Below are 22,300 nucleotides of genomic sequence, written 5' to 3'. Positions count from 1 at the left end.
ACGAAACTCTTAGGTTACTGTATCAACGTTATAGCGCCTTTTTAGTGGGCACCACCACGTTAGCAAAGATTAATCCCGCCACTAGTGACATAAAGATAAGAAATACTTCCTGCCCCAAATGGTCGGCCTTCACAAAGTCTTGGCCTGTCATAAACGAGTTCAAGCCAATATAGGTCTTAGACCCCGGCACCAGCACTATAAGTCCGTGCATAGCCACAATGGTCGCGGGTTGGTTAGCAATGCGGGTGAACGCATTCGCAAAAATGCCTAATGCAAACGCACCCACGAACGCGCCCAGCCCAGGGCTCATGTAGTCAGAGCTCCATGCGGTAGCACTGTAGGCAATAAATGCTGCTGCCAATGCCCATGGAATGTGTTTAATACGCGTTCTGAATATCGCAACTAGGGCAATACACAGCAAGAATACCGCTAGCCAAGTAGCCCAGTAAGGCAGCGATTCTGCAGGGGTATACACGTTTTCACCAAATGCACTAAAGCCCACTGACACACCCAAAAAAGCACCGAAATACAGCTTAAACAGCTGCATGATGGCGTCCATAGTACGAGCCGTGCCCGACACCATGTTTCGCGATGAAAGCTCGGCAAGGCCCATAGTCAGCGCTAGTCCGGGTACAAATACAATCACCGATGAAAGCACAACCAGCGGAATGTTAATGCCAGGGTCAACGTATTGACCAATAGCACAGGCAAGAATGCCGCCAACGAACGCGGTGACAGGCTCTAGCATCAAGTTTACGCGTTTAGACTGCTGTGCCCATAAAGTCCAAAGATAAGCCACTATACCCAAGGCACCCGACCAGCCAATTTCACTCCAGCTTGCACCCATTAGCATAGCAAACGCGCCGGTGGCCATAGCAAAGGCTACGCCTGTAACCCATTTACCATAAGGGCTGCCCATGGCATCTATTTCATTTAAGCGCTTGTCAGCTTCACTTAAGGTTAATTTGCCCGACAGCAGTTCGCTGGCCAGTTCATCGGTAAGCGACAACGCGTTCATGTCTAATTCGCCAGGAAGCAAACGCGCAGCATGGTTATATTCGTCTTCGTGACGGTCACTCCAGATAACAAAAGTCAGTGAAGTTGGCGTTGAAATAAATGAAGCGTGTACGCCTAAATACTTAGCGACTTCACCTAGGTAAGCTTCAAGACGGAACGCAGGGGTACCGTACTTGTGCAGCATTTTGCCTAGCTTCACTATAAATCTACGAATTTGAATAAATTCAACGGTATCCAACGCACTGCCCTTTAGTTTTGATAAATCTAATATGAGATAAATGAGACAAAAAAGCCAGACGCATAGGTAAAGTGTCTGGCTAAAATTTGGGCGGATTGTACGGAGGGTTTTGCACGAAAGCAAAACAAATTTTCTCTTATTTTCCCTTACAAAAACTAATCGATTAATCCATTAAAAGTGCGCTCTTTAGCGCGAGTTTTCAAACGAAAAATACAGGTATTCTTGCGCTTAAACACGTTCTGTAAACGGCATCCAGTCTTTCCATACGGGTTCCAGTCCTTTCATTGAAAGTGCGCTCACGACATCTGATACAGATCGGTTATCGTCAATATCGAATTGATTTAGTGCCTTCGATGGGGCGCTGTAACCGCCAGGCTGTGTTTGCGACGCTGCACTCATAGACGTTATGCCAAGCGGCATTACGCCATCCCGAAATACTGCCGACTCTCGGGTAGACAGCGAGAGTTCTGCTTGTGGGTTAAAAATGCGGTGGGCGCATATTAGCTGCAGCAAATCTCGCTCGTTAGGGAGTTTACTGTTGGTGTGGGCATTGCCCCCTGTGCTGTTACCTTCACAGCTACGAAGGCGCGGAAAAGCAATGGATACACGGCTTTGCCAGTAGTGTTGCTGTATTAACTTGCCGTGAAGGGCGGTCATGGCGCTATCAACCCGCCAGTCGCCTAAACCAAGTAGCGCGCCAATGCCAATTTTATCAATGCCGGCTTTCCCTATGCGATCGCTGGCTTCTAAGCGCCATAGGAAGTCCTGTTTTTTACCTCGAGTGTGGTAATTAGCGTAATGCTGCGGTGAGTAGGTTTCTTGATACACTAACACCGCGTCTAAGCCCAGGTGCTTCAAGGTTTCATATTGCTCGCGCTTTAAAGGCTGTACCTCCATCATAAGGTAGCTCACCTTTTCGCGAATGGCGCTTAGTGTTTGCTCAAAATATTCCATCCCCACTTTGGTTTCATGTTCGCCAGTAACCAGTAACACCTGTGAAAAGCCTAAATCTTTGATGGCTTCAATTTCGGTCAACACTTCGCTTATAGACAGGGTTTTGCGCTTTATTTTGTTGCTCATTGTAAAGCCGCAGTAGGTACATTCGTTGGCACACAAGTTTGATAAATACAAAGGTACAAACAGCTGCATGGTATTGCCAAAGCGATGGCGAGTAATTGCTTTAGCGCGATAGGCCATGGCTTCTAAGTACTTAGCGCCAGCGGGGGAGATCAGCGCCATGAAGTCGTCTAAAGAAAGTGTATCTTTACCTAGCGCTCGTTCTACGTCTCCTGCTGTTTTGCTGTTTATCGACATAGCCACATGCGACAAGTCTTGCTGCATTAATGCCTGTGCTACCTTCATACCGCCGGCTCCAAAAAGGCGGTAAGCGGGCTAGAGGCTTGGGCAAAACTGCTGGTAGCACCAAGTCCAGCTTCAAAGGCTTTTCGCCCCGTTTCTACGGCGCTTGCGAAAGCTGCTGCCATAGCAACTGGGTCCTTAGCCGTGGCGATAGCCGTATTCACCAGTACCGCATCTACTCCCAGCTCCATGGCCGCCATAGCTTCGCTTGGCTTACCAATGCCTGCATCTACAATGACGGGTATCGACGCTTGTTCAACAATAATTTGCAAAAAGGGTTTGGTTTGTAATCCCTGATTGCTCCCAATTGGCGCGCCCAATGGCATGACGGCAGCGCAGCCTACCTCTTCTAAGCGTTTACATAAAACGGGGTCTGCTCCGCAGTAAGGCAAAACGTGAAACCCTTTTTTAACCAGTGCCTCTGCGGCAAGCAGGGTTTCGATGGGGTCGGGCAACAAGTAGCGTTGGTCTGGATGAATTTCCAGCTTCACCCAAGGACTACCTAATGCTTCATAAGCAAGTTCAGCGGCGAATATGGCTTCTTTAGCGTTCTTCGCTCCCGACGTATTCGGCAAAAGAGTAACGCCCAATGCTTTTAATGCCGAAAGCGTTTCATCTTGTGAACTATGGCTGGCGACACGCTTCATTGCCAAGGTCACCATGCTGCTCTTGGCTGCCTGTACCGCGCTTTTCAGGGTGTCTGGGTTACTAAATTTGCCAGTGCCAGTTAACAGGCGGGAAGGGAAGGTATGATTTGCGAGTGTTAGCATTTTAGCCTCCTGCCACTAGGGTAAATATATCCACCGTATCGTTGTTACTTAAATACGTCGTCGGCCATTCTTGCTTGCTGACAATAGCCGCGTTTTTGGCAACGGCAGTGCCTTCGTCTTTCAATTGTTTAAGGGCAATTAATTCACTAAGTGATATAGGAGAAATCACGCTCATTGGTTGATTGTTCACGTTGATATTAATTTGGGTCATTGGCATACCTCACAATAAGAAGAGGGGGGAAGCTTGAAACTTTGCAGCGTACCTTGGCCTGCATGGGCGTTTACGTACTGGCCCCATTTAATATCGGCATCGAAGCCTCTTGCCAGAAATAACAAGGCTTGGGTAGCTTGGTGGCATGCTGCCATGCCTACAACGGGGCCCAGTACACCTTTGCTAACGCAATCCTCGCGTATGGCAACATTATTCACTAAACACTCGTAGCAACCGCAGGTGGCTGAGTTTTGAGGCAAGTTCAGCGCTTGCCAGGTAAGCCCACTGGCTGCTGCAATAAAAAGCGGAATAGAGGCGCGAAACGAGGCCAGGTTTATCTGTCTTCGTACCGTAACGTTGTCGGTGCAATCCAGCACGCAGGTGGCTGATGCAATTAACGTTGGTAAGTTGTTACTATCAGCAAATAAACTTTTAAACTGTATGTTTAAATGCGAGTTCACTTTACGCAGTTCATTGTAAAGCGACTTGGCTTTTAGCTCGCCTAGGTGCATTTCGTTGTAGCTTATCTGGCGCTGCAAATTACTAATGTCGACGGTGTCACCATCTATAAGTGTAATGTTGCCCACGCCTGCGCCTGCTAAATAGCGGGCGGTTAAGCTGCCTAATCCACCTAAGCCAACGATAACGGCGTGTGCACTCGACAAATAAAGCTGTCCGTCATGATCAATGCAATCAAGTAAGAGTTGTCTGCTGTAGCGACGTATATCCTGATGCGCTAACTGCTGGCCTACTGAGTGACTAAGTGAATGAGTAGCTGAATGACTAAGCAAACCCAGCCTCCTCAACCAATGCTTGGTAGGCTTTTAGCGGGTGTGCTGCCTGAGTGATTGCACTTACCACAGCAATGCCGCTAACGCCGGTTTTAGCTACATTGCCTATACGCGATAAGTTAATACCACCAATAGCAACGGTGGGAATGCCATCGCAAAGCTGCACATACTTTTCTAAACGTGCTACACCTTGGGGCTTCGAAGGCATGTCTTTGGTATTGGTGGGGAAGATATGACCAAGGGCAATGTAAGACGGGTTTAAAGCGCGAACACGTTGAATTTCAGCGAAGCCGTGCGTTGATATTCCAAGCCGTAAACCCGCACTACGGATGGCGTTTAGGTCTGCGGTGTCGATATCCTCTTGCCCCAAGTGCACACCGTAAGCCCCGAGTTCTATGGCCAGCTCCCAATAGTCATTAATGAATAATTGGCAGTCGGTGTGTTTCACCAATTCTATTGCCTCTTTTATTTGCTGACGAATGTCTTCTTGGGAGCCTTGTTTAACCCGCAGCTGCATGATTTTTATGCCCGTTGGCCAGAGGCGGGCTATCCATTGCACGCTATCCACTACAGGGTAGATGCCTAAATGAGTATGAGTAAGTGCAGGAAAGTGGCCTTCTTTACAAGACGAGGCTTCAAGAAGGGTATCCTTATCCCGCTCTTTTTCATTGGCAGTGGCACCACGTTGGTGAAAGGTCACCAGCGGAAAGCTCTCTGGTTTTGCGGGAAAGCCGTTGGTTCGTGCAAAGTAGGCGGTTAATTCGTTACTTATGGCGTTTGCGTTAGCCGCTGCGCATTGCTTTGGTAGTGTATGGCCACGAACTTCGCTGACGTAAGCATTAGCAAGCGTAAGTGCGTCTTCAATGCAGTAGTCGTGCACAATGAATGCCGCTAATGCGCTGGCTAACATACAGCCTGTGCCGCGAAGGTTGCCGTTAGCGTATTTCAGCTGGCTAAAACGAAGAGTGTGAGAGGCACAAACAAAAATATCGCTTACATTTTTTTGCCAGTGGGCGTGACCGCCCTTAACGTAAACGCTCTTTGCGCCTTTACCCCTTAGCCGATTGATTGCATTTAGCAAGCTCGCTTCATCAACAACTGGCAAATGGGTGAGCCACGCAAGCTCATCGATATTTGGCGTAACGATATCTACTGTATTCAACAGTTCGTCAACTACGCTTTCGCTTAACTCACTCAGCACGCCACCTGACGAGGTAGACAGTACAGGGTCCCATACAACGAAGGGGCGAGGGTTAGATGTTTTTTGAATACGTGCACACAACAACAGCGCTTGCTCATCATTAGCAATAGCGCCAATTTTAATAGCGCGTGGCGGGGTATCTTCAAACAGCACCTGCCACTGCTGATTTAATGCCGACGCGCACATGCTTTCCTTACTAAGCATGATTGAGTTGGATTGCACGGTAAGTTGTGTAGTGAGCACACAAGCATGGATGTTCAGATCGGCCAATGTAATGGCGTCGCGGGTAACGCCCGCACCACCGCTACAGTCCACACCTCCCACACACCACACTACAGGAAGTGCAGTGGTGAGGTTGTTGGATGCAGGGTTTATGGACGCTTTCGCCATCATGGTAGCTCTACCTTGCTATCTGCAGTGTGATAAAGCTCTGCGCCAGACTGATTGAATGCCTGGGCCATCTCTTTCATGCCTTTTTCTTTCTCAAACTCTTGCTGCTCTGCTTTTTTAGCCACATCGCGCACTTCCTGAGAAATTTTCATGCTGCAAAATTTAGGGCCGCACATAGAGCAGAAATGCGCAACTTTGCCAGACGCCTGCGGCAAGGTTTCATCGTGATAAGCGCGCGCAGTATGCGGGTCGAGAGCTAAATTGAACTGATCTTCCCACCTGAATTCAAAGCGTGCTTTCGACATGGCGTTGTCGCGAATTTGTGCACCTGGGTGTCCTTTTGCCAAGTCGGCAGCGTGGGCTGCAATTTTGTAGGTGATCAGCCCCTGTTTAACGTCTTCTTTGTTAGGTAGGCCTAAATGCTCTTTAGGTGTTACATAGCACAGCATTGCGCAGCCATACCAACCGATCATGGCGGCACCTATACCTGAAGTGAAGTGATCGTAGCCAGGAGCGATATCGGTGGTGAGGGGGCCAAGGGTATAAAACGGCGCTTCGTGGCAATGCTTAAGCTGCTCTTCCATGTTCGCTTTAATCATATGCATTGGCACATGCCCCGGGCCTTCAATCATTACCTGAACATCGTACTCCCATGCAATTTTCGTCAGCTCTCCAAGGGTACGTAATTCAGAGAATTGCGCGTCGTCGTTAGCGTCAGCTACGCTACCAGGGCGCAGGCCATCACCTAGCGACAGCGCCACATCGTACTTAGCGCAAATTTCGCAAATATCGTGAAAGTGCTCATACAGAAAGCTTTGTTGGTGGTGGCTTAAGCACCACTTTGCCATTATCGAACCGCCGCGCGATACAATGCCGGTTACCCGCTTTGCGGTAAGGTGTACGTACTCAAGCAGCACGCCAGCGTGAATGGTGAAGTAGTCTACGCCTTGTTCAGCTTGCTCAATTAGGGTGTCTTTAAACATCTCCCACGTTAAATCTTCGGCTACACCGTTTACTTTTTCTAGCGCTTGATAGATGGGGACGGTGCCAAGAGGAACAGGACTGTTTCGCAGCAGCCACTCTCGGGTTTCGTGAATGTTTCTGCCGGTAGATAAATCCATGATGGTATCGGCGCCCCAGCGCGTTGACCACACCAGCTTTTCTACCTCTTCTTCAATAGACGAGGTGACTGCTGAATTACCAATGTTTGCGTTAATCTTTACTAGAAAGTTACGCCCTATAATCATTGGTTCCAACTCGGGGTGATTGATGTTGCATGGAATAATGGCGCGGCCTGCGGCCACTTCCTGGCGTACAAATTCAGGCGTGATGGTATCGGGTAAATTCGCACCAAAGTGTTCGCCTTTGTGCTGCTGCGTCAGTTCGGCATCTTTAATGGCCTGGCGACCCATATTCTCGCGAATGGCAATGTATTCCATTTCAGGAGTAATAATGCCCTGTCTTGCGTAGTGAAGCTGGGTTACGTTTTTGCCTGCTTTTGCTTTTAGTGGTTTGCGGCTGCGAATAAAGCGGAAATCTTCGGTAAATATGTCGTTTTCTCGCTCTTTTGCAAAGCTTGACGAAACGCCCTCTAATTCAAGGGTATCGCTACGCTCTTCAATCCACTTTTGGCGAAGCGGAGCTAGGCCTTTGTGCACATCTATGTTTTCTTGTGGGTCGCCGTAGGGGCCTGAAGTGTCGTAAACAGGAATGGGCGGATTTGGTTCTAAAATAGGGTTGTCTTCTGTTCCACCCACTAAACGGTCGTGTTGGTGAATAAGGCGCATGGCCACACGAATATCGTCACGGCTGCCACACTCGTAGTGGCGTGTTGAATTTGGGTAAGCTTCGCCCGCAAGTTCATTAATGAATTGTTGTGCTTGTTGGCGCTGTTCGCGTCTGTTCGACATAGCATTTTACCTTGTAAATTTAGGTTCTAAAAATGCTTGTCAGGAGTGAAGGAGAATACAAAGTGGAAGTGTAGAGGGAAACAATCCCGTTACTTTAGCGAGATTGTTGGTAAAGGTTCTGGTGATTGCAGCCCTTTACACCGTTGATGTTGACTTGGCGATAAACTTGAACAGTTTACCTTGAGTGACGAGCAGCACCGGAATGGGTGTGTCTGTATCATCAACAGCAAAACAACTTCGCTTCACAACGCTAAACCACGGTTTAACATTGTGCACATTGTATTTTCTTGTTCCCTTCGCAGGTATTAGCCTGATCAGGTTCTACGGATCCCACTTTCGCGGTCTCAGCTTACTGGGTTACCAGTGAAGCACTCCGACAAGTTGTTTAAGTCAATTCGGGTTGTTGTTGAAACAACCCGAATTGAGAATTCCTTTTTACTATATCTTCAATTTTACGGGTAATACAAGTACTACCAGAAAGCTAAATGAATATTCATCTAGCTGGCTAGCTGCTGACCTTCCTTGTAAAGCTGAAGTGCAGTGGCTGTGTCGTGCTTGCGTTCGCTAATTGCAGACAGCAGCAATAAGTCTTCTTTGCGCGACTTCATTTTAGTGGCTTTAAGCAGCGCTTTTTCCGCCAACACATCATCGCCTGAGTTAAATGCAACTTGGCCTAGCGTGGAGTATAGCGACACGTTTTCTTCGTCTTGCTTTATCCAGCTTTCAAGCAGTCGTAGTGATGGCGATGCATCAGGAATATTAAGCTGCGTGAACAGCGGAAACAGGGCGCTATTCGGGCCACGTTTTTGCCATTCAACTAGCAAATTCTGTGCGTCGGCATGCATACCTTGGTCAAGCAACTGTTGAATGTAAGCCGCGCGGTAAGCATCGTCGTGACGAAGCTTGCGGGGTAGGGTTTCCCAATATGATTTAAGCTCGACAGCGCCTTGCTTACTGGCAATTTCCGCAAACTTACCTTTGGCAATACGCTGGCTCCATGTAGTGTAGTCTGCTTTGGGCAATGCTTTACGCCAGCCTGACAAATTTTCTTGAAGTACTTGCCATTTACCTAGCTTGGCAAGAATTTGCGCTTTTAACTGCACAACCTGCTTGTTCTCGCGCTCTTGCTCGTCAAGTTCGTTAAGTTTCTCTAGTGCCGCATCGTATTTTTCTTCAGCCATATCAATACGCGCGTGCATGACCGTTGCGGCTACTTTCGCTTTTGGAAAGTCAGTTGCCTGAACAAGGAAATAACGGGCTTTGGCTAAATCGTTATTGGCAAAAGCAATTTGCGCTGACGCCAAATAGTTAACGCCTTCGAAATCGCCGTTGGTGGTTTTGCTTAGCGCCTTTTGAGCCGTATCAAAATCACCTGCAGCCATTGCGTGTAAGCCGTCGTAAAACGCACGCTTACGTTTGCGCTCACCTAAGGTGCCAAACCATTTATGTGAACCTGTGATCAGGCTTAACGCCCACAATACAAGTCGAGATAGTACGTACCAGGCAATGACGGCACCTATCACTAAAATACAAAAGCTAATCACCGTCATTTCAACAGCGGTGTTACCCAGTGATATGAGTACGTAGCCCTTATCGCCTAACAACATCGGGCCAACAATTAGTGCAACAACGAATGCGGCTAATACCGCAAGGGCAATAGCTAACCATTTCATAGTGCACTTGCTCCTTGTCCGAACACTTGCTTAACGCGGCTATCCAATAGACGCTCTAGCGGTTTTTGTGACACTAGCTCTGTAGGTATTGGGCGCGATACATCAGTAGCAATGAGGTTTTGTAGTGCATCTACAAAGCCCGTTACTTGGCTTTTTTCTGTGTCGAACTTTTCAATAATTAACGTTTGAGCGTATTGAAGCGACTGGCTGTAAAGCCCTGCATCGCCCTGAAGCGCGGCGGTTTGCGCGTGCATAAGCTGCAGACGAAGTTGTTCTTTTGCTAAAAACTGCGCTTCCAGTGAAAGCACCGGTTCAACCGGGCCTTCAATGGTTTTTACGGTAAGAAAATCGTTCACCAGTGAACGCCACACCTTTGCAAGGTTCTCTTGCCAGTCGTCAGTAGACTGCGATAAGGTCGTGTCTTCTGCATTAGCGTCTTGTGGTTTTTCAAAGGTATCAAGTGGTAGCTTATCTATTTGCGCTATCATGCCTGTAAGCGCAAGGGCTACGGAACTTTGTGATACAGGGTTAAGCTGTTGAAGTGTTTGAATGTCTTCAGCGAGTGTTGCGCGAACCGGAAGTACCGATGGGTCGGCCAACGACTTTAAGCGTTTATCTGCGTTAACTAGCAGCAAAATTGCTGTGCGTACGTCGTTTTCCAACCAAAGCTTTCTGCCTGCCATGCGAACTAAGTAATCAGCTTCAGCAATGAGCCAGTCTGCCGGGCGGCGACCTTCCATATTATTTAGTTGCTCAAGCGTCGATTCAGCTTGCAGCGTCAGCTTTTCGTTTTGCGCTTTTAACTCGGCTACCGTGCTTTCTAACGTCTGGTTGGTGCGAGCTACTTTGTCGATAGAGGCAACAAGACCAGCGCGCTCACGCTCAATAGTGTTTAGCTGAGAGGTCGTCGTTTGAAGTGCAGATTCAGAGTCCTTGCTTGCCGACTGTTGCTGCATGTAATACCAGTAACCTGCGCCAGCCATACCAAGCACAATAAGGAAAAGGATGATTACAACAAACCACAGTAGACCATTTCCCGACGATTTCTTTTTAGCAGCACCCGATGGTGTTGATTCACTGTGCGTGGCAGAAGATTCGATAACGTCTTTTTTAGCTTCCACTTTCACGAGTTCCTCTTTTTGTGGGCTACTTTCATTGTTGTTGGCCATTCAATACTCCCAGTTATCCTTTACCCAGGCGATGAGTGCCTGATCGGTGGCTCGCTGACAAACCGCTACCTCTTTAATGCCTTGGCTAGTAAGGGTTTTGGCAATTCGGTCGCTCACTGTTAACCATTTAATAGATTTAAGTGCTTGGCCAAATTGCGCAATTAGTTGCAGTGCCATTGCTTCGCTTGTAGCGATAATGCCGCTAACTTCGCCCATTTTCCACCGTTTTGTGTAAATTGGGCTTGTAAGTTGCTCTCTCTTATAAACGCAAAAGCTATTCACTAAAATACCTTTTTCGTCTAATCCAGTGGCTATGGCGTCGCGCCCACCTTCACCCTTAATGATAACGACATGCTGACAGTTTGCCTCATTAAGTTGGTGCATTGCCAGTATACCTTCGGATGTATGGGCTTCGGGAATAGCAACCTGCGCCGATGAAAACGCCTGAAGTCCCGCTTGTAATTTTCGTGCAGTGGCATCGCCCACAGCTATGATCAATGGTAATTCGTTAGCCGTTTCGCGTAAGCCTTCAATAACGGTGTCTACAGCATATACGCTGGTAACAACAATTGCGTTTACTGCATTTGACGCTAAAAATTCTGCAGCAGCTTTTCTTTCAGACGAAATATCAATGATGTTAGACGTGGCAACGCCTACCGCGTCAATTCCGGCTTTTTCAAAGGCAGAAGCACTTGCTTTTAACTTTGGCAGTGGGCGTGTAAACAGCAACATACTATCGAATTTTCATCCTTTTATTTTACTGCGTAAACCTGCACGCATTCGACAAACTATAACTTAGTTATAAAGCGCCTTTAAGATTTCACCGGCACCTTGCTCAAGAAGGGATTCCGCAACTTCAACACCAATATCTGCGGCTTTTTCTCGCGACGCTGTAGCAGAAGCAAAGAGCAGTTCTGAACCATCTGGCTTACCAACCATGCCGGTTAGTGTCAGCACATCGCCATCAAGCGTGGCAAAGCTACCAATAGGTACTTGGCAGCCGCCTTCCAATCTCTCGTTCATGGCGCGTTCCGCAGTAACGCGTGTATTGGTGTCCGTATGGTTCAGCGCCTGTAGCAACTTAATTAGCTCTTCATCGTCGTTACGGCACTCAATACCTACGGCACCTTGTCCAACGGCGGGTAGTGAAATATCAGCGGGTAACGGCATGCGAATACGAGATTCCATTTCAAGGCGAATAAGGCCAGCAGAAGCTAAGATAATGGCGTCGTACTCATCTGCGTCTAGCTTGGCTAGACGAGTATTCACGTTTCCGCGCAGGTCCTTGATGATAAGGTCAGGGCGATACTTGCGAATTTGGCACTGTCTGCGAAGGCTAGACGTACCTACTACTGCGCCCTGGGGTAGGGCATCTAAACTGTCGTGGTTATTTGAAACAAAAGCGTCGAACGGGTTTTCTCGCTCACAAATAGCGTGAAGGCCAAAACCTTCAGGAAATTCAACCGGTACGTCTTTCATAGAGTGCACGGCAATATCGGCACGGCCTTCAAGCATGGCAATTTCAAGCTCTTTTATGAAAAGTCCTTTACCACCAATTTTCGCCAGAGGTGTATCTAAAATTTTGTCGCCCTGCGTGCTCATAGGCACAAGCTCAACGGTCATTGACGGATAATGCTCCAACAATTTTGCCTTCACATACTCTGCTTGCCAAAGCGCTAAAGCACTTTTTCTAGTAGCAATTCGAACGGTGCGGGTAGTGTTGAGGTGACTCATGGCTATTCCAAACTATATTAAAAGAAACTAAAACGATGTATCACAAAACGTCATACGATATACCCCGTAGTATACGCATTTTCTGTATTAATGTTTGAAATTAGGCGCAGTTTTCTCCTTGGTTATTATTAGACATTCAGTCTATGCTGAAAGGAATAATGGTCAATTAGTTTTAAATGCGGAGATAAGTCTTTTTATGGACAGTTCGTCGTTGCGTCAATTACTTAGAAGTGCTCAGCAAGATGAAGCGGAAGCAAAACGAAGGCGCTTAACGCTATATTTCATATCTTATGTTGGTGGCACCATTATGGCGTTTATGGCGTGGATCAACATGGGCACAAACAACCCATTGCTCGTTGGAACGCTGGCGGGGTCAGCTGCTTTTGTGTACGCCAATGTGGCGTTATCCCATATGTTCCCTCGCGTCGATGTCTTCTATTATTTAGCAGGCTTAGTGGTAGCATTTACCATAAACGGCTTGGTTTATACCGGCGGGCTCAATAACACTGGGCTTTATTTTATTTTTCCCCTGCTTTTTATTCAGATAGTTGTTGTGCGTTTCAAGCCCGCCATGGTTTACGTAGCAGTAACCATGGGTATCGCTATTTTTATGCTCTACAATCAAGAAAAAATAGTGGCTGAGTACCCAGCAGAGCATGTTTCCCGCTTCTTAATCGCTACGTTCTGTTTTATTTGCGTCGCCTTTATAGGTGAAAATTTCTGGCATCAAAGCAGAAAAGAAATGCTGCGTGAAAATTTAGAGCGCATGCGTCAGGCTAATACCGATCCGCTTACAAAACTTCCTAACCGGCGATTCCTTGAGGCTGTTTTTTTTGAACGCGCAATGCAAGATCCCGGTGCTCATTTCCCTTTAAGTGCGGTGGTGGTAGATATTGACCATTTCAAAACAATCAACGATACCTATGGCCACGATATTGGTGACGAAGTGCTTATACATATCACTCGCCTAATGAAAGAAGCAGTAAGAACTACTGACGTGGTGGCAAGAACCGGTGGTGAAGAGTTTTTGGTCCTATTCCCTCATGCAACGTTGAGCCAAGCGGTAAAATTAGCGGAAAAAATAAGGAAGGTGGTTGAAGCTAATCCGTTTGTAGAGGGTGATGTGAATCACTCGATAACCGCAAGCTTTGGTGTAGCCACAGCGCTTACTGATACAAACTTGCACGCTTGTTTGAAGCAGGCCGATGACAACCTTTACAAAGCTAAAAATGCGGGGCGCAACAGAGTCGTCGAATAGTTATTGGAATAAACGCGAAATAAAGAAGAGACGGAAGGCGCAACTTTGCAATCGATAGACGTGTACCCACTTACGCTAAGAATAAAGCTGGCTTTTGTTGCGTCACCAGCTTTCTCTTTTGTTCAAATACTAGGGCCTGTTGGGTTTTATTATATGAACGTAATTTGCAGCAAGGGCCAACAGGCTCTTAAGGCATTACCCTAGAACTTTTTGAAGCCACGCACTTATGTCGTTAAGCTCTTGCATACAAACATTGTGCTGCATAGTGTAAGTCTGCCATGTGGCATTAAAGCCACTTTCGCTCAGCGTTTTAAACGCAGCATTGCCCATAAATACCGGCACCACTTCGTCTTGCTCACCATGTGCCATCATAATTGGCGTTTCGCGGTTTGTGTCTTTTGCTTCGCTTTCAAGAAGTGATGGCTCGCACATGTAGGTAGATAGAGCGATAACACCTGCAAATTTGTTGGCATATCTAGGTGCCAAGTGCAGAGCAATAACACCGCCTTGAGAAAATCCTGCAAGTACTATACGTTCGCTAGGAATGCCACTTTCAATTTGTGCTTCGATAAGCGCTTCTACCTGAGCAGCCGACTCTTTTACACCTTCTAAGTCCGCACGGCTTTCAAAATCTAACGATTTAATATCGTACCAAGCGCGCATTCTCATGCCGCCATTGATAGTCACAGGGCGTTCTGGAGCGTGAGGAAAGAGAAATTTAACCGCCATTGATTCGGGCAGTTTTAGCTCGGGCACAATAGGCGCAAAACCATGGCCTGAATCGCCAAGACCGTGAAGCCAGATAACGCAGGCATCAGGCGTAGTGGATGGGTTTATCTCTACGCACGGCAGAAGTTGCTGAGTCATGCTTTATTTCCTAGTTTTGGGGTCAGAGTACATTTAGGGCCAGAAAAGTACTCTGACCCCATTAATTTTTGCTGTGGTAACCCATCGGCATAAGCTTGGTAGAGTGATCCAAGTTTTCACTATGCAATGAAAGGTACGGCACAACCGCTTAATATGCTATCATTGCCACTTGAAATCACCACATTTTGAAAGAATTTTAATACCCTATGGCTTCACTACTCGGCAACTTATTCATTCTTGCAGCTCCTTCTGGAGCAGGAAAATCAAGCCTTATAAAGGCGCTAATGGAAAAGTATGAAAGCAATACAGCTACGCCAATGCAGGTGTCTGTATCTCATACAACACGTCAACCTCGTCCGGGTGAAGTCGACGGCGTGCACTACCATTTTGTGAGCCGAGAGCAGTTTGAAGCGCTGATTGAACAGGGTGTGTTTTTTGAATACGCAGAAGTATTTGGCAATTATTACGGCACATCCCGCGTGACAATTGAACAAACTTTGCACCGTGGCATTGACGTATTTCTAGATATCGATTGGCAGGGCGCGCGCCAAGTTAAAAAGCTTATGCCAGACACATGCGGTATTTTCATTCTTCCGCCTTCACTCGACGTGCTAGAGCAGCGTTTAAATAATCGCGGTCAAGACAGTGAAGAAGTCATTGCAGGGCGTATGGCGCAAGCCGTAGCTGAAATGTCTCATTTCAATGAATTCGAAAGTGTAATTATCAACGACGACTTCGCGACTGCATTAAACGATTTGGAAGCCATCGTTACAGCACAGCGACTTCGCACGGGAAAACAACAAATGCGCCATCAAGTGCTATTGGACGAACTGCTCGGTAGCGCGTAAGCTTAACTTAACAACACGTGTTTTGTTTTAGCATCGAACGATCGCTGCATAAATTGCATGATCTGACTGCTTCAAATTCAAACAAAACGCTAGGATCGCGCCACGTATCTGTGTATACTACGCGGCCGTTTTTTGAATAACTTGCTCAACCTAATTTTCGGAGAAATACATGGCTCGCGTAACTGTAGAAGATGCCGTAGATAAAATTGGTAACCGCTTTGACCTAGTGCTTGTTGCTGCACGCCGTGCACGTCAAATTGCCACTGAAGGCAAAGATCCTATGGTTGACGTTCAAAACGATAAGCCAACTGTTACAGCACTTCGTGAAATTGAAGAAGGTTTGGTAACGGCTGCTACGCTTGAACAAGCAGAACTTCAAGCTCAAGAGCAGCAAGAACATGCTGAATTTGCATCAGTAGCAAACATCCTATCTGATCAATAAAACCTCTTTTTAACGGTTTTATCGGTATTTTAGCGCCAGTGCTTTGAAAAAAGCACTGGCGCTTTACTTTTGGCGTATTGGCTTCTTGCACAATTAAACGTATTCTTAGGGTTGTAACGTTAGATAAGGGTCACGCTTCACTGTGTATTTGTTTGAAGGTTTAAAGCAGAAAGTTTTAGAGTACTTACCAGCCGACCGCGTTCAGTTGGTACAAGAATCTTTTGTGCTTGCGCAAGAAGCGCATGACGGACAAATGCGTTCAAGCGGCGATCCGTACATTACTCACCCAGTTGCAGTTGCCGGTATTTTGGCTGACATGCACCTTGATCACGAAACGATCATGGCGGCACTCCTTCACGACGTTATTGAAGATACCCATTACAGCAAAGAAGACTTAGCCGAAGCTTTTGGCGATACCGTTGCTGAACTGGTAGAAGGTGTTAGTAAGCTAGATAAACTCGCGTTTAGCACTAAACAGGAAGCGCAGGCGGAGAACTTCCGTAAAATGATGATGGCCATGGTGCAAGACATCAGGGTTATTCTTATCAAGCTTGCTGATCGCACGCACAACATGCGCACGCTCGGGTCATTACGACCAGACAAGCGCCGCCGCATTGCGCTAGAAACGCTAGAGATCTACGCGCCAATCGCCCACCGCTTGGGTATTCACGACATTAAAAATGAGCTTGAAGATTTAGGTTTTCAGGCCATGTATCCTATGCGCCATCGCGCACTAAAGTCTGCTGTGCGCCAGGCCCGCGGTAATCGTAAAGAGATTATCGAAAACATTCGCGAAGAGCTGAACACTCGTTTAGACGCCTACCAAATTGAGTCGAATGTATTGGGTCGCGAAAAACACTTGTATTCCATTTACCGCAAAATGAAAAACAAAGAACTTATGTTCAATGAGGTAATGGATATTTATGCGTTTCGCATCGTTGTTCAATCGGTAGATAACTGTTATCGCGCCCTCGGTGCTATGCATGGGCTGTACAAGCCTATTGAAAACCGTTTTAAAGATTATATCGCTATCCCTCGAACCAACGGCTATCAGTCGTTGCATACGTCATTAATTGGCCCGCACGGCATTCCTGTGGAAATTCAAATTCGAACCCAGGAAATGGACCAAATGGCAGACAAAGGAGTGGCGGCGCACTGGCTTTACAAAGAGCCTGGCGATAATGGCACCACTGCACAGCTTCGAGCGCGCAAGTGGATGCAAAGCCTGCTTGAGCTTCAGCAATCGGCCAGCTCATCCTTTGAATTCATCGAATCGGTAAAAACCGACCTGTTCCCTGATGAAATTTACGTATTTACACCAGACGGACGTATTATCGAGTTGCCAATGGGCGCAACCGCCGTTGACTTCGCTTATGCCGTGCATTCCGATGTGGGTAATACCTGCGTAGGTGTGCGCGTAGAGCGCAGAAACTTTAGCTTAAGCAAGCCGCTTGAAAACGGTCAAACCGTGGAAATTATTACCTCGCCGAAAGCGAAGCCTAATGCGAACTGGCTAAACTTTGTTGTGAGCGCTCGCGCGCGAACCCGTATTCGTCAGTATCTGCGTAAACAGCACTCTCAAGAAGCGGTCAACATGGGTAACCGTCTACTTCGCCATGCGTTAGGCAGCGTGAAATTAGACGATATTCCAAACGAAGATATCGAACGTGTGGTGGCCGAAACTAAGCATGCTAATTTTGACGATTTGCTAGTAGATATCGGGCTTGGTAACGAGCTAAGCGCAATTGTAGCGCGCCGTTTATTGGGTGAAAGCACAACAGACTTATCAGACAAGAAAGGTAATGTGGCTATTCGCGGCACAGAAGGCCTGCTTGTTCACTATTCTCGTTGTTGCCATCCTATTCCAGACGATGAAATTGTAGCGGTTTTAAGCCCAGGCCGCGGCATGACTATTCACCAAATTGGGTGTAACAATATTCGCAAGCTTACGCGAGAAGAACCTCAACGCGTATTGCCCATGCAGTGGGACGACAACCCGCAAGGCGAATTTAAAGCGTCATTGCGTATAGAGTTGTTTAACCATCAGGGCACACTGGCAACTTTAACGAACACCATTTCAGGGTGCGATTCCAATATCATTGGTCTGCAAACTGAAGAGAAAGAGAGTAATATCTACTTTATTGACCTTGAACTAACCACGCACAACCGTGTGCACCTGGCTCGCGTAATGAAGAAAATACGTACTATGCCGGAAGTTCAAAGAGTGTCTCGTCATAGTCAATCACGACACTAATTACTACACTATTTAGGAACTACTATGTCTAAGTCTATTATTCAGACCGATAAGGCACCTGCTGCTATTGGTACTTACAGCCAAGCGGTTAAAGCAGGTACTACCGTTTATCTTTCAGGTCAAATTCCTCTTGTTGCTGAAACTATGGAAATGGTTTCTGACGACTTTGAAGCGCAAGCTGTACAAGTTTTTGAGAACATTAAAGCGGTGTGTGACGCTGCGGGCGGCACTACAAACGACTTAGTGAAGGTGAACATCTTCCTTATCGACCTAGGTCACTTTGCAACGGTTAATGAAATTATGAGTCGTTACTTCACCAAGCCTTACCCAGCACGCGCAGCCGTTCAGGTGTCTGCATTGCCTAAAGGTGCACAAATTGAAATTGATGGTGTAATGGAACTGCCGGAGTAAGCCATGTCACCTGAGCGTTACCAGCGCATAAGACAAGTGCTGGAAAGAAGGCAAACTGATCTTACGGTTTGCCTTGAAAATGTACACAAGCCGCATAATGTATCTGCAGTAGTGAGAACCTGTGATGCAGTGGGTATTCATCGCGTTCACACCGTGTGGGAAAAGAAATATCAGTTTCGTCGCGGCACTGCTATGGGCAGCCAACAATGGGTGCGTCAAACCAATCACGATAATATCAACGACGCGATGGCTGAACTAAAAGGCCAAGGCATGCAGGTGCTGGTAACCCACTTATCTGATACCGCTGTCGATTTTCGTGATATTGACTACACCAAGCCTACGGCTATTTTGTTTGGTCAGGAAAAGTATGGTGCTTCTGATGAGGCGAAAGCCGTTGCCGACCACGACATTGTTATTCCTATGATGGGCATGGTGCAGTCATTGAACGTATCGGTAGCCGCAGCGTTAGTACTTTACGAAGCCCAGCGCCAACGTACAATTGCAGGTATGTATAACACCCAGCAGTTATCAGAAGAAGAGTGCCAAGCATTGGCCTTTCAAAATGGTTACCCGCGTTTGTATAAACTTTGCCAACGCAAAGGTTTGCCTTTGCCTGCTATTAACGCCATTGGTGAAGTGGATGCCGACGATAGCTGGTGGAAAGAAATGCAGATCACAAAAGCAGAAGCAAACGCGCTAGAGGCCGACTAGGGCCTAACCTATTGGTTGCACTTTTAGTTTTGCTCTTACTTGTATAAGGGCCAGCGTAAAAAACTGGCCTAAAGCGTACTCGCCAACCTCTCAACAATCCTTTACACTTCTTTTCCTATAACACGTTGAATAACACCAGCTTGTGCCAATTCAAAGGTTAAATAGTTAATGTTCCAAAAGAAGGATATCGCTTGATGCAAGCACTGGCCACTACACCCATTACTGCGCTTAAAGGCGTAGGCGCAAAGGTGGCAGAAAAGCTTAACAAAATAGGTTTGTTTACCCTTCAAGATATTCTGTTTCATCTCCCTCACCGCTACGAAGACAGAACCCGTATTTATAGCGTGGCAGAGTGCCGCCCGTTTACCCATGTAAGCGTGCAGGGCGAGGTAATGAGCGCCGATATTCAGTACGGAAAGAAGCGCATGCTAGTGGTTAAGCTTAGCGACGGTACGGGTACCATAACCTTACGCTTTTTCCACTTTGGTGCAGTGCAGCGGTCTATTATGACGCCGGGAAACACGGTGCGGTGTTTCGGAGAAGTGCGTACTGGAAAGTGGGGCATTGAAATGATGCATCCCGAATTTAAATTAGTGGATGAAGACGCGCCACCATCAGAAGAATCACTAACGCCAGTTTACCCCACCACAGACGGTGTTAAGCAGTTAACCCTTCGCAATTTAACTGATCAGGCCTTAAAACTACTAGATAAAGGCGCGCTGGCCGACCTACTGCCCGACGGTATTTACGATGACCAAATTAGCCTTAATGAGGCGCTTCATTTGGTGCATCGCCCGCCACCAGATGTAGACGTACACGAAATGGAAGAGGGGCTGCACCCTGCTCAGTATCGGTTAATTCTGGAAGAGTTATTGTCACACCACCTAAGTGTGTTGAAAGTACGCAAGCTATCTGACGCCCAGCCCGGTATCCCTATTAAGGTGAATCAGCCGCTTATCGATAAAATGCTCGCTCAACTGCCATTCTCACCAACGGGGGCGCAGGCTCGGGTAGTGGAAGATATTCAAAAAGATATGCAGCACGCGCGGCCTATGATGCGCCTTGTACAAGGCGATGTAGGGTCGGGCAAAACCTTAGTTGCGGCACTGGCCGCGCTATCAGCCATTGGTGCAGGGCATCAGGTAGCGTTAATGGCACCTACTGAGCTGTTGGCTGAACAGCATGCCAATAACTTTCGTGGCTGGCTAGAACCTTTAGGTATTGAAGTAGGTTGGCTTGCCGGAAAGCTGAAAGGCAAAGCCCGCAATGAAGTATTAGCCCGCTTAGAAGCTGGCGATATTCAAATGTTGGTGGGTACTCACGCCATCTTCCAGGAAAGCGTAAATTACCAGCAGCTAGCGCTGGTTATTGTAGATGAACAACACCGCTTTGGTGTGCATCAACGTTTGGCCCTGCGAGATAAAGGCGAGCAGCAAGGTCGCTACCCTCATCAGCTAATTATGACGGCGACGCCTATTCCAAGAACGTTGGCCATGACAGCCTATGCCGATTTAGACACCTCGGTTATTGATGAGTTGCCACCGGGCAGAACACCGGTGCAAACCGTGGTATTACCCGATACACGCCGCGCCGATGTGATAGAGCGCGTACGTCAGGCTTGTAAAGAAAACGGCCGCCAAGCCTACTGGGTATGTACGCTAATTGATGAGTCGGAAGTGTTGGAGTGTCAGGCAGCAGAAGACGCTGCGGTTACCCTTCGTACTGCGCTGCCAGACCTACACGTTGGTTTGGTACACGGGCGTTTAAAGCCTGCTGAAAAAGCGCAGGTTATGGCCGACTTTAAAGACGGAAAGCTGGATTTATTGGTAGCGACTACCGTTATTGAAGTAGGCGTAGACGTACCTAATGCCAGCATCATGATCATTGAAAACCCTGAACGATTGGGTTTAGCGCAGCTTCACCAGCTTAGAGGCCGAGTGGGGCGTGGTGCGGTAGAAAGTCAGTGTGTACTTATGTACCAGAGCCCACTATCGAAAACCGCTACTCAGCGCCTTGGCGTATTGCGCGAATCTAACGACGGGTTTTATATTGCCCAGCGCGATTTGGAAATTCGTGGCCCGGGTGAATTTATGGGTACTAAGCAAACGGGAATGGCCGAACTTAAAATAGCAGACCTAGTACGCGACGCCGCTCTTATCCCTAAGGTTCAGGAAATTGCCTATACCCTTTGGGACAAATACCCCTCTCACGCTCAAGCCATCATTAATAGATGGATAGGGCATAAGGAACAGTACGGTCATGCTTAATCATGTGCCTTTAATTATTTGTGATGACGCCAATAGGGATGACGCTGCATTAATTAGTGCAATCAGCGAAAAGTGGGGCTTTCCTGTTGTTAGCAGCAGTGAAAAACCTAACGAAGGCTTGTATTTGCAAGTTCAAAACGGCGTGCTTGGCCTTGCCGACGCAGGTGAGAAAAAAGTAAACCCGGTAGAGGTTGATTTTGCATCGCCCGCTAGTTTGTATCGCAAGCAGCACGGCGGTGGGCGCAAAGAGCCCATTGTTAAAGCCATTGGTCTTAAAGGCAATGAAGCATGGCACGTAGTGGATGCAACGCCTGGGCTAGGTCGTGATGCCTTTGTGTTGGTAAGCGTTGGCTGCAAGGTCACAATGATAGAACGCTCGCCCGTGGTTGCCGCCTTGCTTGAAGATGGTATTCGCAGATTAGCGCTTAGTTTTCCGGAACTTGCAGCTAAAATGTCGCTTCAACATGGAAATAGTGCTGAGGTAATGCAATACTTCACTGGTGAGAATGTGAACGCTATTTACTTAGACCCCATGTTCCCACACAAAAAGAAGTCAGCCTTGGTGAAAAAGGAAATGCGGCTGTTTCAGCAACTGCTTGGTCATGACCCAGACGCAGATGCGCTGTTACCGCCAGCACTAGAGCTAGCCACGCACCGGGTAGTGGTGAAACGCCCAAACAGTGCAGACGTGCTGGCAGGAATAAAAGCATCAATGGCTATTGAAAGCAAAAAACACAGATTTGATGTGTATTTGTGTCAAAAAAATCTAGGAGAGTAGC

At 47.3% G+C, this 22,300-nt stretch carries 20 protein-coding genes and 1 riboswitch; of the genes, 8 read left to right on the top strand and 12 right to left on the bottom strand.

All coding sequences use genetic code 11. The features are described 5' to 3' along the window. Nucleotides 1-28: 28 nt before the first annotated feature. From AC0J2X_RS13365 to hemC, 11 genes are all read right to left on the bottom strand, one after another. The gene (locus tag AC0J2X_RS13365; RefSeq protein WP_014947791.1) at nucleotides 29-1,255 is read right to left on the bottom strand and encodes a threonine/serine exporter family protein; all 1,227 of its coding nucleotides are present in this window, start codon (nucleotides 1,253-1,255) and stop codon (nucleotides 29-31) included. A gap of 228 nt (nucleotides 1,256-1,483) precedes the next feature. Continuing rightward, nucleotides 1,484-2,617, bottom strand: a complete 1,134-nt coding sequence (gene thiH, locus AC0J2X_RS13360) for a 2-iminoacetate synthase ThiH (protein ID WP_472996089.1) — start codon at nucleotides 2,615-2,617, stop codon at nucleotides 1,484-1,486. Beyond that, nucleotides 2,614-3,384 carry a thiazole synthase gene (locus tag AC0J2X_RS13355; protein ID WP_239259961.1) on the bottom strand — a complete coding sequence of 257 codons (771 nt, stop codon included), beginning with the start codon at nucleotides 3,382-3,384 and terminating at the stop codon, nucleotides 2,614-2,616. Before AC0J2X_RS13355 ends, thiH begins: the two co-directional genes overlap by 4 nt. 1 nt (nucleotide 3,385) lies before the next feature. Further along, nucleotides 3,386-3,595, bottom strand: a complete 210-nt coding sequence (gene thiS, locus AC0J2X_RS13350) for a sulfur carrier protein ThiS (protein WP_014977924.1) — start codon at nucleotides 3,593-3,595, stop codon at nucleotides 3,386-3,388. Beyond that, a complete protein-coding gene (locus AC0J2X_RS13345; protein ID WP_472996088.1) occupies nucleotides 3,592-4,386 on the bottom strand; it encodes a HesA/MoeB/ThiF family protein in 795 nt (264 codons plus the stop codon). Before AC0J2X_RS13345 ends, thiS begins: the two co-directional genes overlap by 4 nt. Next, nucleotides 4,379-5,980 (bottom strand): thiamine phosphate synthase, encoded by a 1,602-nt coding sequence (thiE, locus tag AC0J2X_RS13340; RefSeq protein WP_472996087.1) that lies wholly within the window; start codon nucleotides 5,978-5,980, stop codon nucleotides 4,379-4,381. The genes AC0J2X_RS13345 and thiE overlap by 8 nt, the downstream gene beginning before the upstream one ends. Then, the gene (gene thiC / locus AC0J2X_RS13335; RefSeq protein WP_472996086.1) at nucleotides 5,977-7,887 is read right to left on the bottom strand and encodes a phosphomethylpyrimidine synthase ThiC; all 1,911 of its coding nucleotides are present in this window, start codon (nucleotides 7,885-7,887) and stop codon (nucleotides 5,977-5,979) included. Before thiC ends, thiE begins: the two co-directional genes overlap by 4 nt. A 274-nt stretch (nucleotides 7,888-8,161) precedes the next feature. After that, nucleotides 8,162-8,273: riboswitch (TPP riboswitch) on the bottom strand. A 111-nt stretch (nucleotides 8,274-8,384) separates the two neighbouring features. After that, nucleotides 8,385-9,560, bottom strand: a complete 1,176-nt coding sequence (locus AC0J2X_RS13330) for a heme biosynthesis HemY N-terminal domain-containing protein (RefSeq protein ID WP_039226928.1) — start codon at nucleotides 9,558-9,560, stop codon at nucleotides 8,385-8,387. After that, nucleotides 9,557-10,729, bottom strand: a complete 1,173-nt coding sequence (locus AC0J2X_RS13325) for a uroporphyrinogen-III C-methyltransferase (protein ID WP_472996085.1) — start codon at nucleotides 10,727-10,729, stop codon at nucleotides 9,557-9,559. The genes AC0J2X_RS13330 and AC0J2X_RS13325 overlap by 4 nt, the downstream gene beginning before the upstream one ends. Then, a complete protein-coding gene (locus AC0J2X_RS13320; RefSeq protein ID WP_014947800.1) occupies nucleotides 10,730-11,461 on the bottom strand; it encodes a uroporphyrinogen-III synthase in 732 nt (243 codons plus the stop codon). A gap of 63 nt (nucleotides 11,462-11,524) precedes the next feature. After that, complete coding sequence (hemC, locus tag AC0J2X_RS13315) at nucleotides 11,525-12,463, bottom strand: hydroxymethylbilane synthase (RefSeq protein ID WP_156085717.1); 939 nt, start codon at nucleotides 12,461-12,463, stop codon at nucleotides 11,525-11,527. A gap of 196 nt (nucleotides 12,464-12,659) precedes the next feature. On the opposite strand from hemC, the gene AC0J2X_RS13310 reads away from it, so the two are divergent. Continuing rightward, nucleotides 12,660-13,721 (top strand): GGDEF domain-containing protein, encoded by a 1,062-nt coding sequence (locus AC0J2X_RS13310; RefSeq protein WP_472996083.1) that lies wholly within the window; start codon nucleotides 12,660-12,662, stop codon nucleotides 13,719-13,721. Between the two features lie 195 nt (nucleotides 13,722-13,916). Here the strand turns inward: AC0J2X_RS13310 and AC0J2X_RS13305 are convergent, their stop codons facing one another. Then, nucleotides 13,917-14,588 (bottom strand): alpha/beta hydrolase, encoded by a 672-nt coding sequence (locus AC0J2X_RS13305; protein WP_239302037.1) that lies wholly within the window; start codon nucleotides 14,586-14,588, stop codon nucleotides 13,917-13,919. 206 nt (nucleotides 14,589-14,794) lie between these two features. Here AC0J2X_RS13305 and gmk point away from each other — a divergent pair, with 206 nt between their 5' ends. The 7 genes from gmk to AC0J2X_RS13270 all read left to right on the top strand — a co-directional run bounded on the left by gmk (nucleotide 14,795) and on the right by AC0J2X_RS13270 (nucleotide 22,299). After that, nucleotides 14,795-15,436, top strand: a complete 642-nt coding sequence (gene gmk / locus AC0J2X_RS13300; protein WP_156077709.1) for a guanylate kinase — start codon at nucleotides 14,795-14,797, stop codon at nucleotides 15,434-15,436. 169 nt (nucleotides 15,437-15,605) lie between these two features. Next, a complete protein-coding gene (gene rpoZ / locus AC0J2X_RS13295; protein WP_014947805.1) occupies nucleotides 15,606-15,878 on the top strand; it encodes a DNA-directed RNA polymerase subunit omega in 273 nt (90 codons plus the stop codon). 142 nt (nucleotides 15,879-16,020) lie between these two features. Then, complete coding sequence (gene spoT / locus AC0J2X_RS13290; protein WP_039226917.1) at nucleotides 16,021-18,132, top strand: bifunctional GTP diphosphokinase/guanosine-3',5'-bis pyrophosphate 3'-pyrophosphohydrolase; 2,112 nt, start codon at nucleotides 16,021-16,023, stop codon at nucleotides 18,130-18,132. 24 nt (nucleotides 18,133-18,156) lie between these two features. Next, nucleotides 18,157-18,543, top strand: a complete 387-nt coding sequence (locus AC0J2X_RS13285) for a RidA family protein (RefSeq protein ID WP_014975316.1) — start codon at nucleotides 18,157-18,159, stop codon at nucleotides 18,541-18,543. Between the two features lie 3 nt (nucleotides 18,544-18,546). Next, the gene (trmH, locus tag AC0J2X_RS13280) at nucleotides 18,547-19,254 is read left to right on the top strand and encodes a tRNA (guanosine(18)-2'-O)-methyltransferase TrmH (protein WP_039226916.1); all 708 of its coding nucleotides are present in this window, start codon (nucleotides 18,547-18,549) and stop codon (nucleotides 19,252-19,254) included. 194 nt (nucleotides 19,255-19,448) lie between these two features. Then, nucleotides 19,449-21,521 carry an ATP-dependent DNA helicase RecG gene (gene recG, locus AC0J2X_RS13275; protein WP_014975318.1) on the top strand — a complete coding sequence of 691 codons (2,073 nt, stop codon included), beginning with the start codon at nucleotides 19,449-19,451 and terminating at the stop codon, nucleotides 21,519-21,521. Continuing rightward, a complete protein-coding gene (locus tag AC0J2X_RS13270) occupies nucleotides 21,514-22,299 on the top strand; it encodes a class I SAM-dependent methyltransferase (protein ID WP_456251989.1) in 786 nt (261 codons plus the stop codon). Before recG ends, AC0J2X_RS13270 begins: the two co-directional genes overlap by 8 nt. The last annotated feature ends 1 nt before the right edge of the window (nucleotide 22,300 follow it).

This window comes from Alteromonas sp. R7 (assembly GCF_055755235.1).
Note: the sequence above shows the minus strand (reverse complement) of the source record. Positions and strands in the feature narration are given on the sequence as shown.

Bases quoted from the DNA above. Each gene is read 5' to 3' on its own strand.
- AC0J2X_RS13285 (WP_014975316.1), top strand. From the start codon at position 18,157: ATGTCTAAGTCTATTATTCAGACCGATAAGGCACCTGCTGCTATTGGT.
- trmH (WP_039226916.1), top strand. From the start codon at position 18,547: ATGTCACCTGAGCGTTACCAGCGCATAAGACAAGTGCTGGAAAGAAGG.
- thiE (WP_472996087.1), bottom strand. From the start codon at position 5,980: ATGATGGCGAAAGCGTCCATAAACCCTGCATCCAACAACCTCACCACT.
- AC0J2X_RS13355 (WP_239259961.1), bottom strand. From the start codon at position 3,384: ATGCTAACACTCGCAAATCATACCTTCCCTTCCCGCCTGTTAACTGGC.
- thiS (WP_014977924.1), bottom strand. From the start codon at position 3,595: ATGACCCAAATTAATATCAACGTGAACAATCAACCAATGAGCGTGATT.
- thiC (WP_472996086.1), bottom strand. From the start codon at position 7,887: ATGTCGAACAGACGCGAACAGCGCCAACAAGCACAACAATTCATTAAT.
- AC0J2X_RS13310 (WP_472996083.1), top strand. From the start codon at position 12,660: ATGGACAGTTCGTCGTTGCGTCAATTACTTAGAAGTGCTCAGCAAGAT.
- AC0J2X_RS13305 (WP_239302037.1), bottom strand. From the start codon at position 14,588: ATGACTCAGCAACTTCTGCCGTGCGTAGAGATAAACCCATCCACTACG.
- AC0J2X_RS13320 (WP_014947800.1), bottom strand. From the start codon at position 11,461: ATGTTGCTGTTTACACGCCCACTGCCAAAGTTAAAAGCAAGTGCTTCT.
- recG (WP_014975318.1), top strand. From the start codon at position 19,449: ATGCAAGCACTGGCCACTACACCCATTACTGCGCTTAAAGGCGTAGGC.
- AC0J2X_RS13325 (WP_472996085.1), bottom strand. From the start codon at position 10,729: ATGGCCAACAACAATGAAAGTAGCCCACAAAAAGAGGAACTCGTGAAA.
- thiH (WP_472996089.1), bottom strand. From the start codon at position 2,617: ATGAAGGTAGCACAGGCATTAATGCAGCAAGACTTGTCGCATGTGGCT.
- AC0J2X_RS13330 (WP_039226928.1), bottom strand. From the start codon at position 9,560: ATGAAATGGTTAGCTATTGCCCTTGCGGTATTAGCCGCATTCGTTGTT.
- rpoZ (WP_014947805.1), top strand. From the start codon at position 15,606: ATGGCTCGCGTAACTGTAGAAGATGCCGTAGATAAAATTGGTAACCGC.
- gmk (WP_156077709.1), top strand. From the start codon at position 14,795: ATGGCTTCACTACTCGGCAACTTATTCATTCTTGCAGCTCCTTCTGGA.
- AC0J2X_RS13270 (WP_456251989.1), top strand. From the start codon at position 21,514: ATGCTTAATCATGTGCCTTTAATTATTTGTGATGACGCCAATAGGGAT.
- hemC (WP_156085717.1), bottom strand. From the start codon at position 12,463: ATGAGTCACCTCAACACTACCCGCACCGTTCGAATTGCTACTAGAAAA.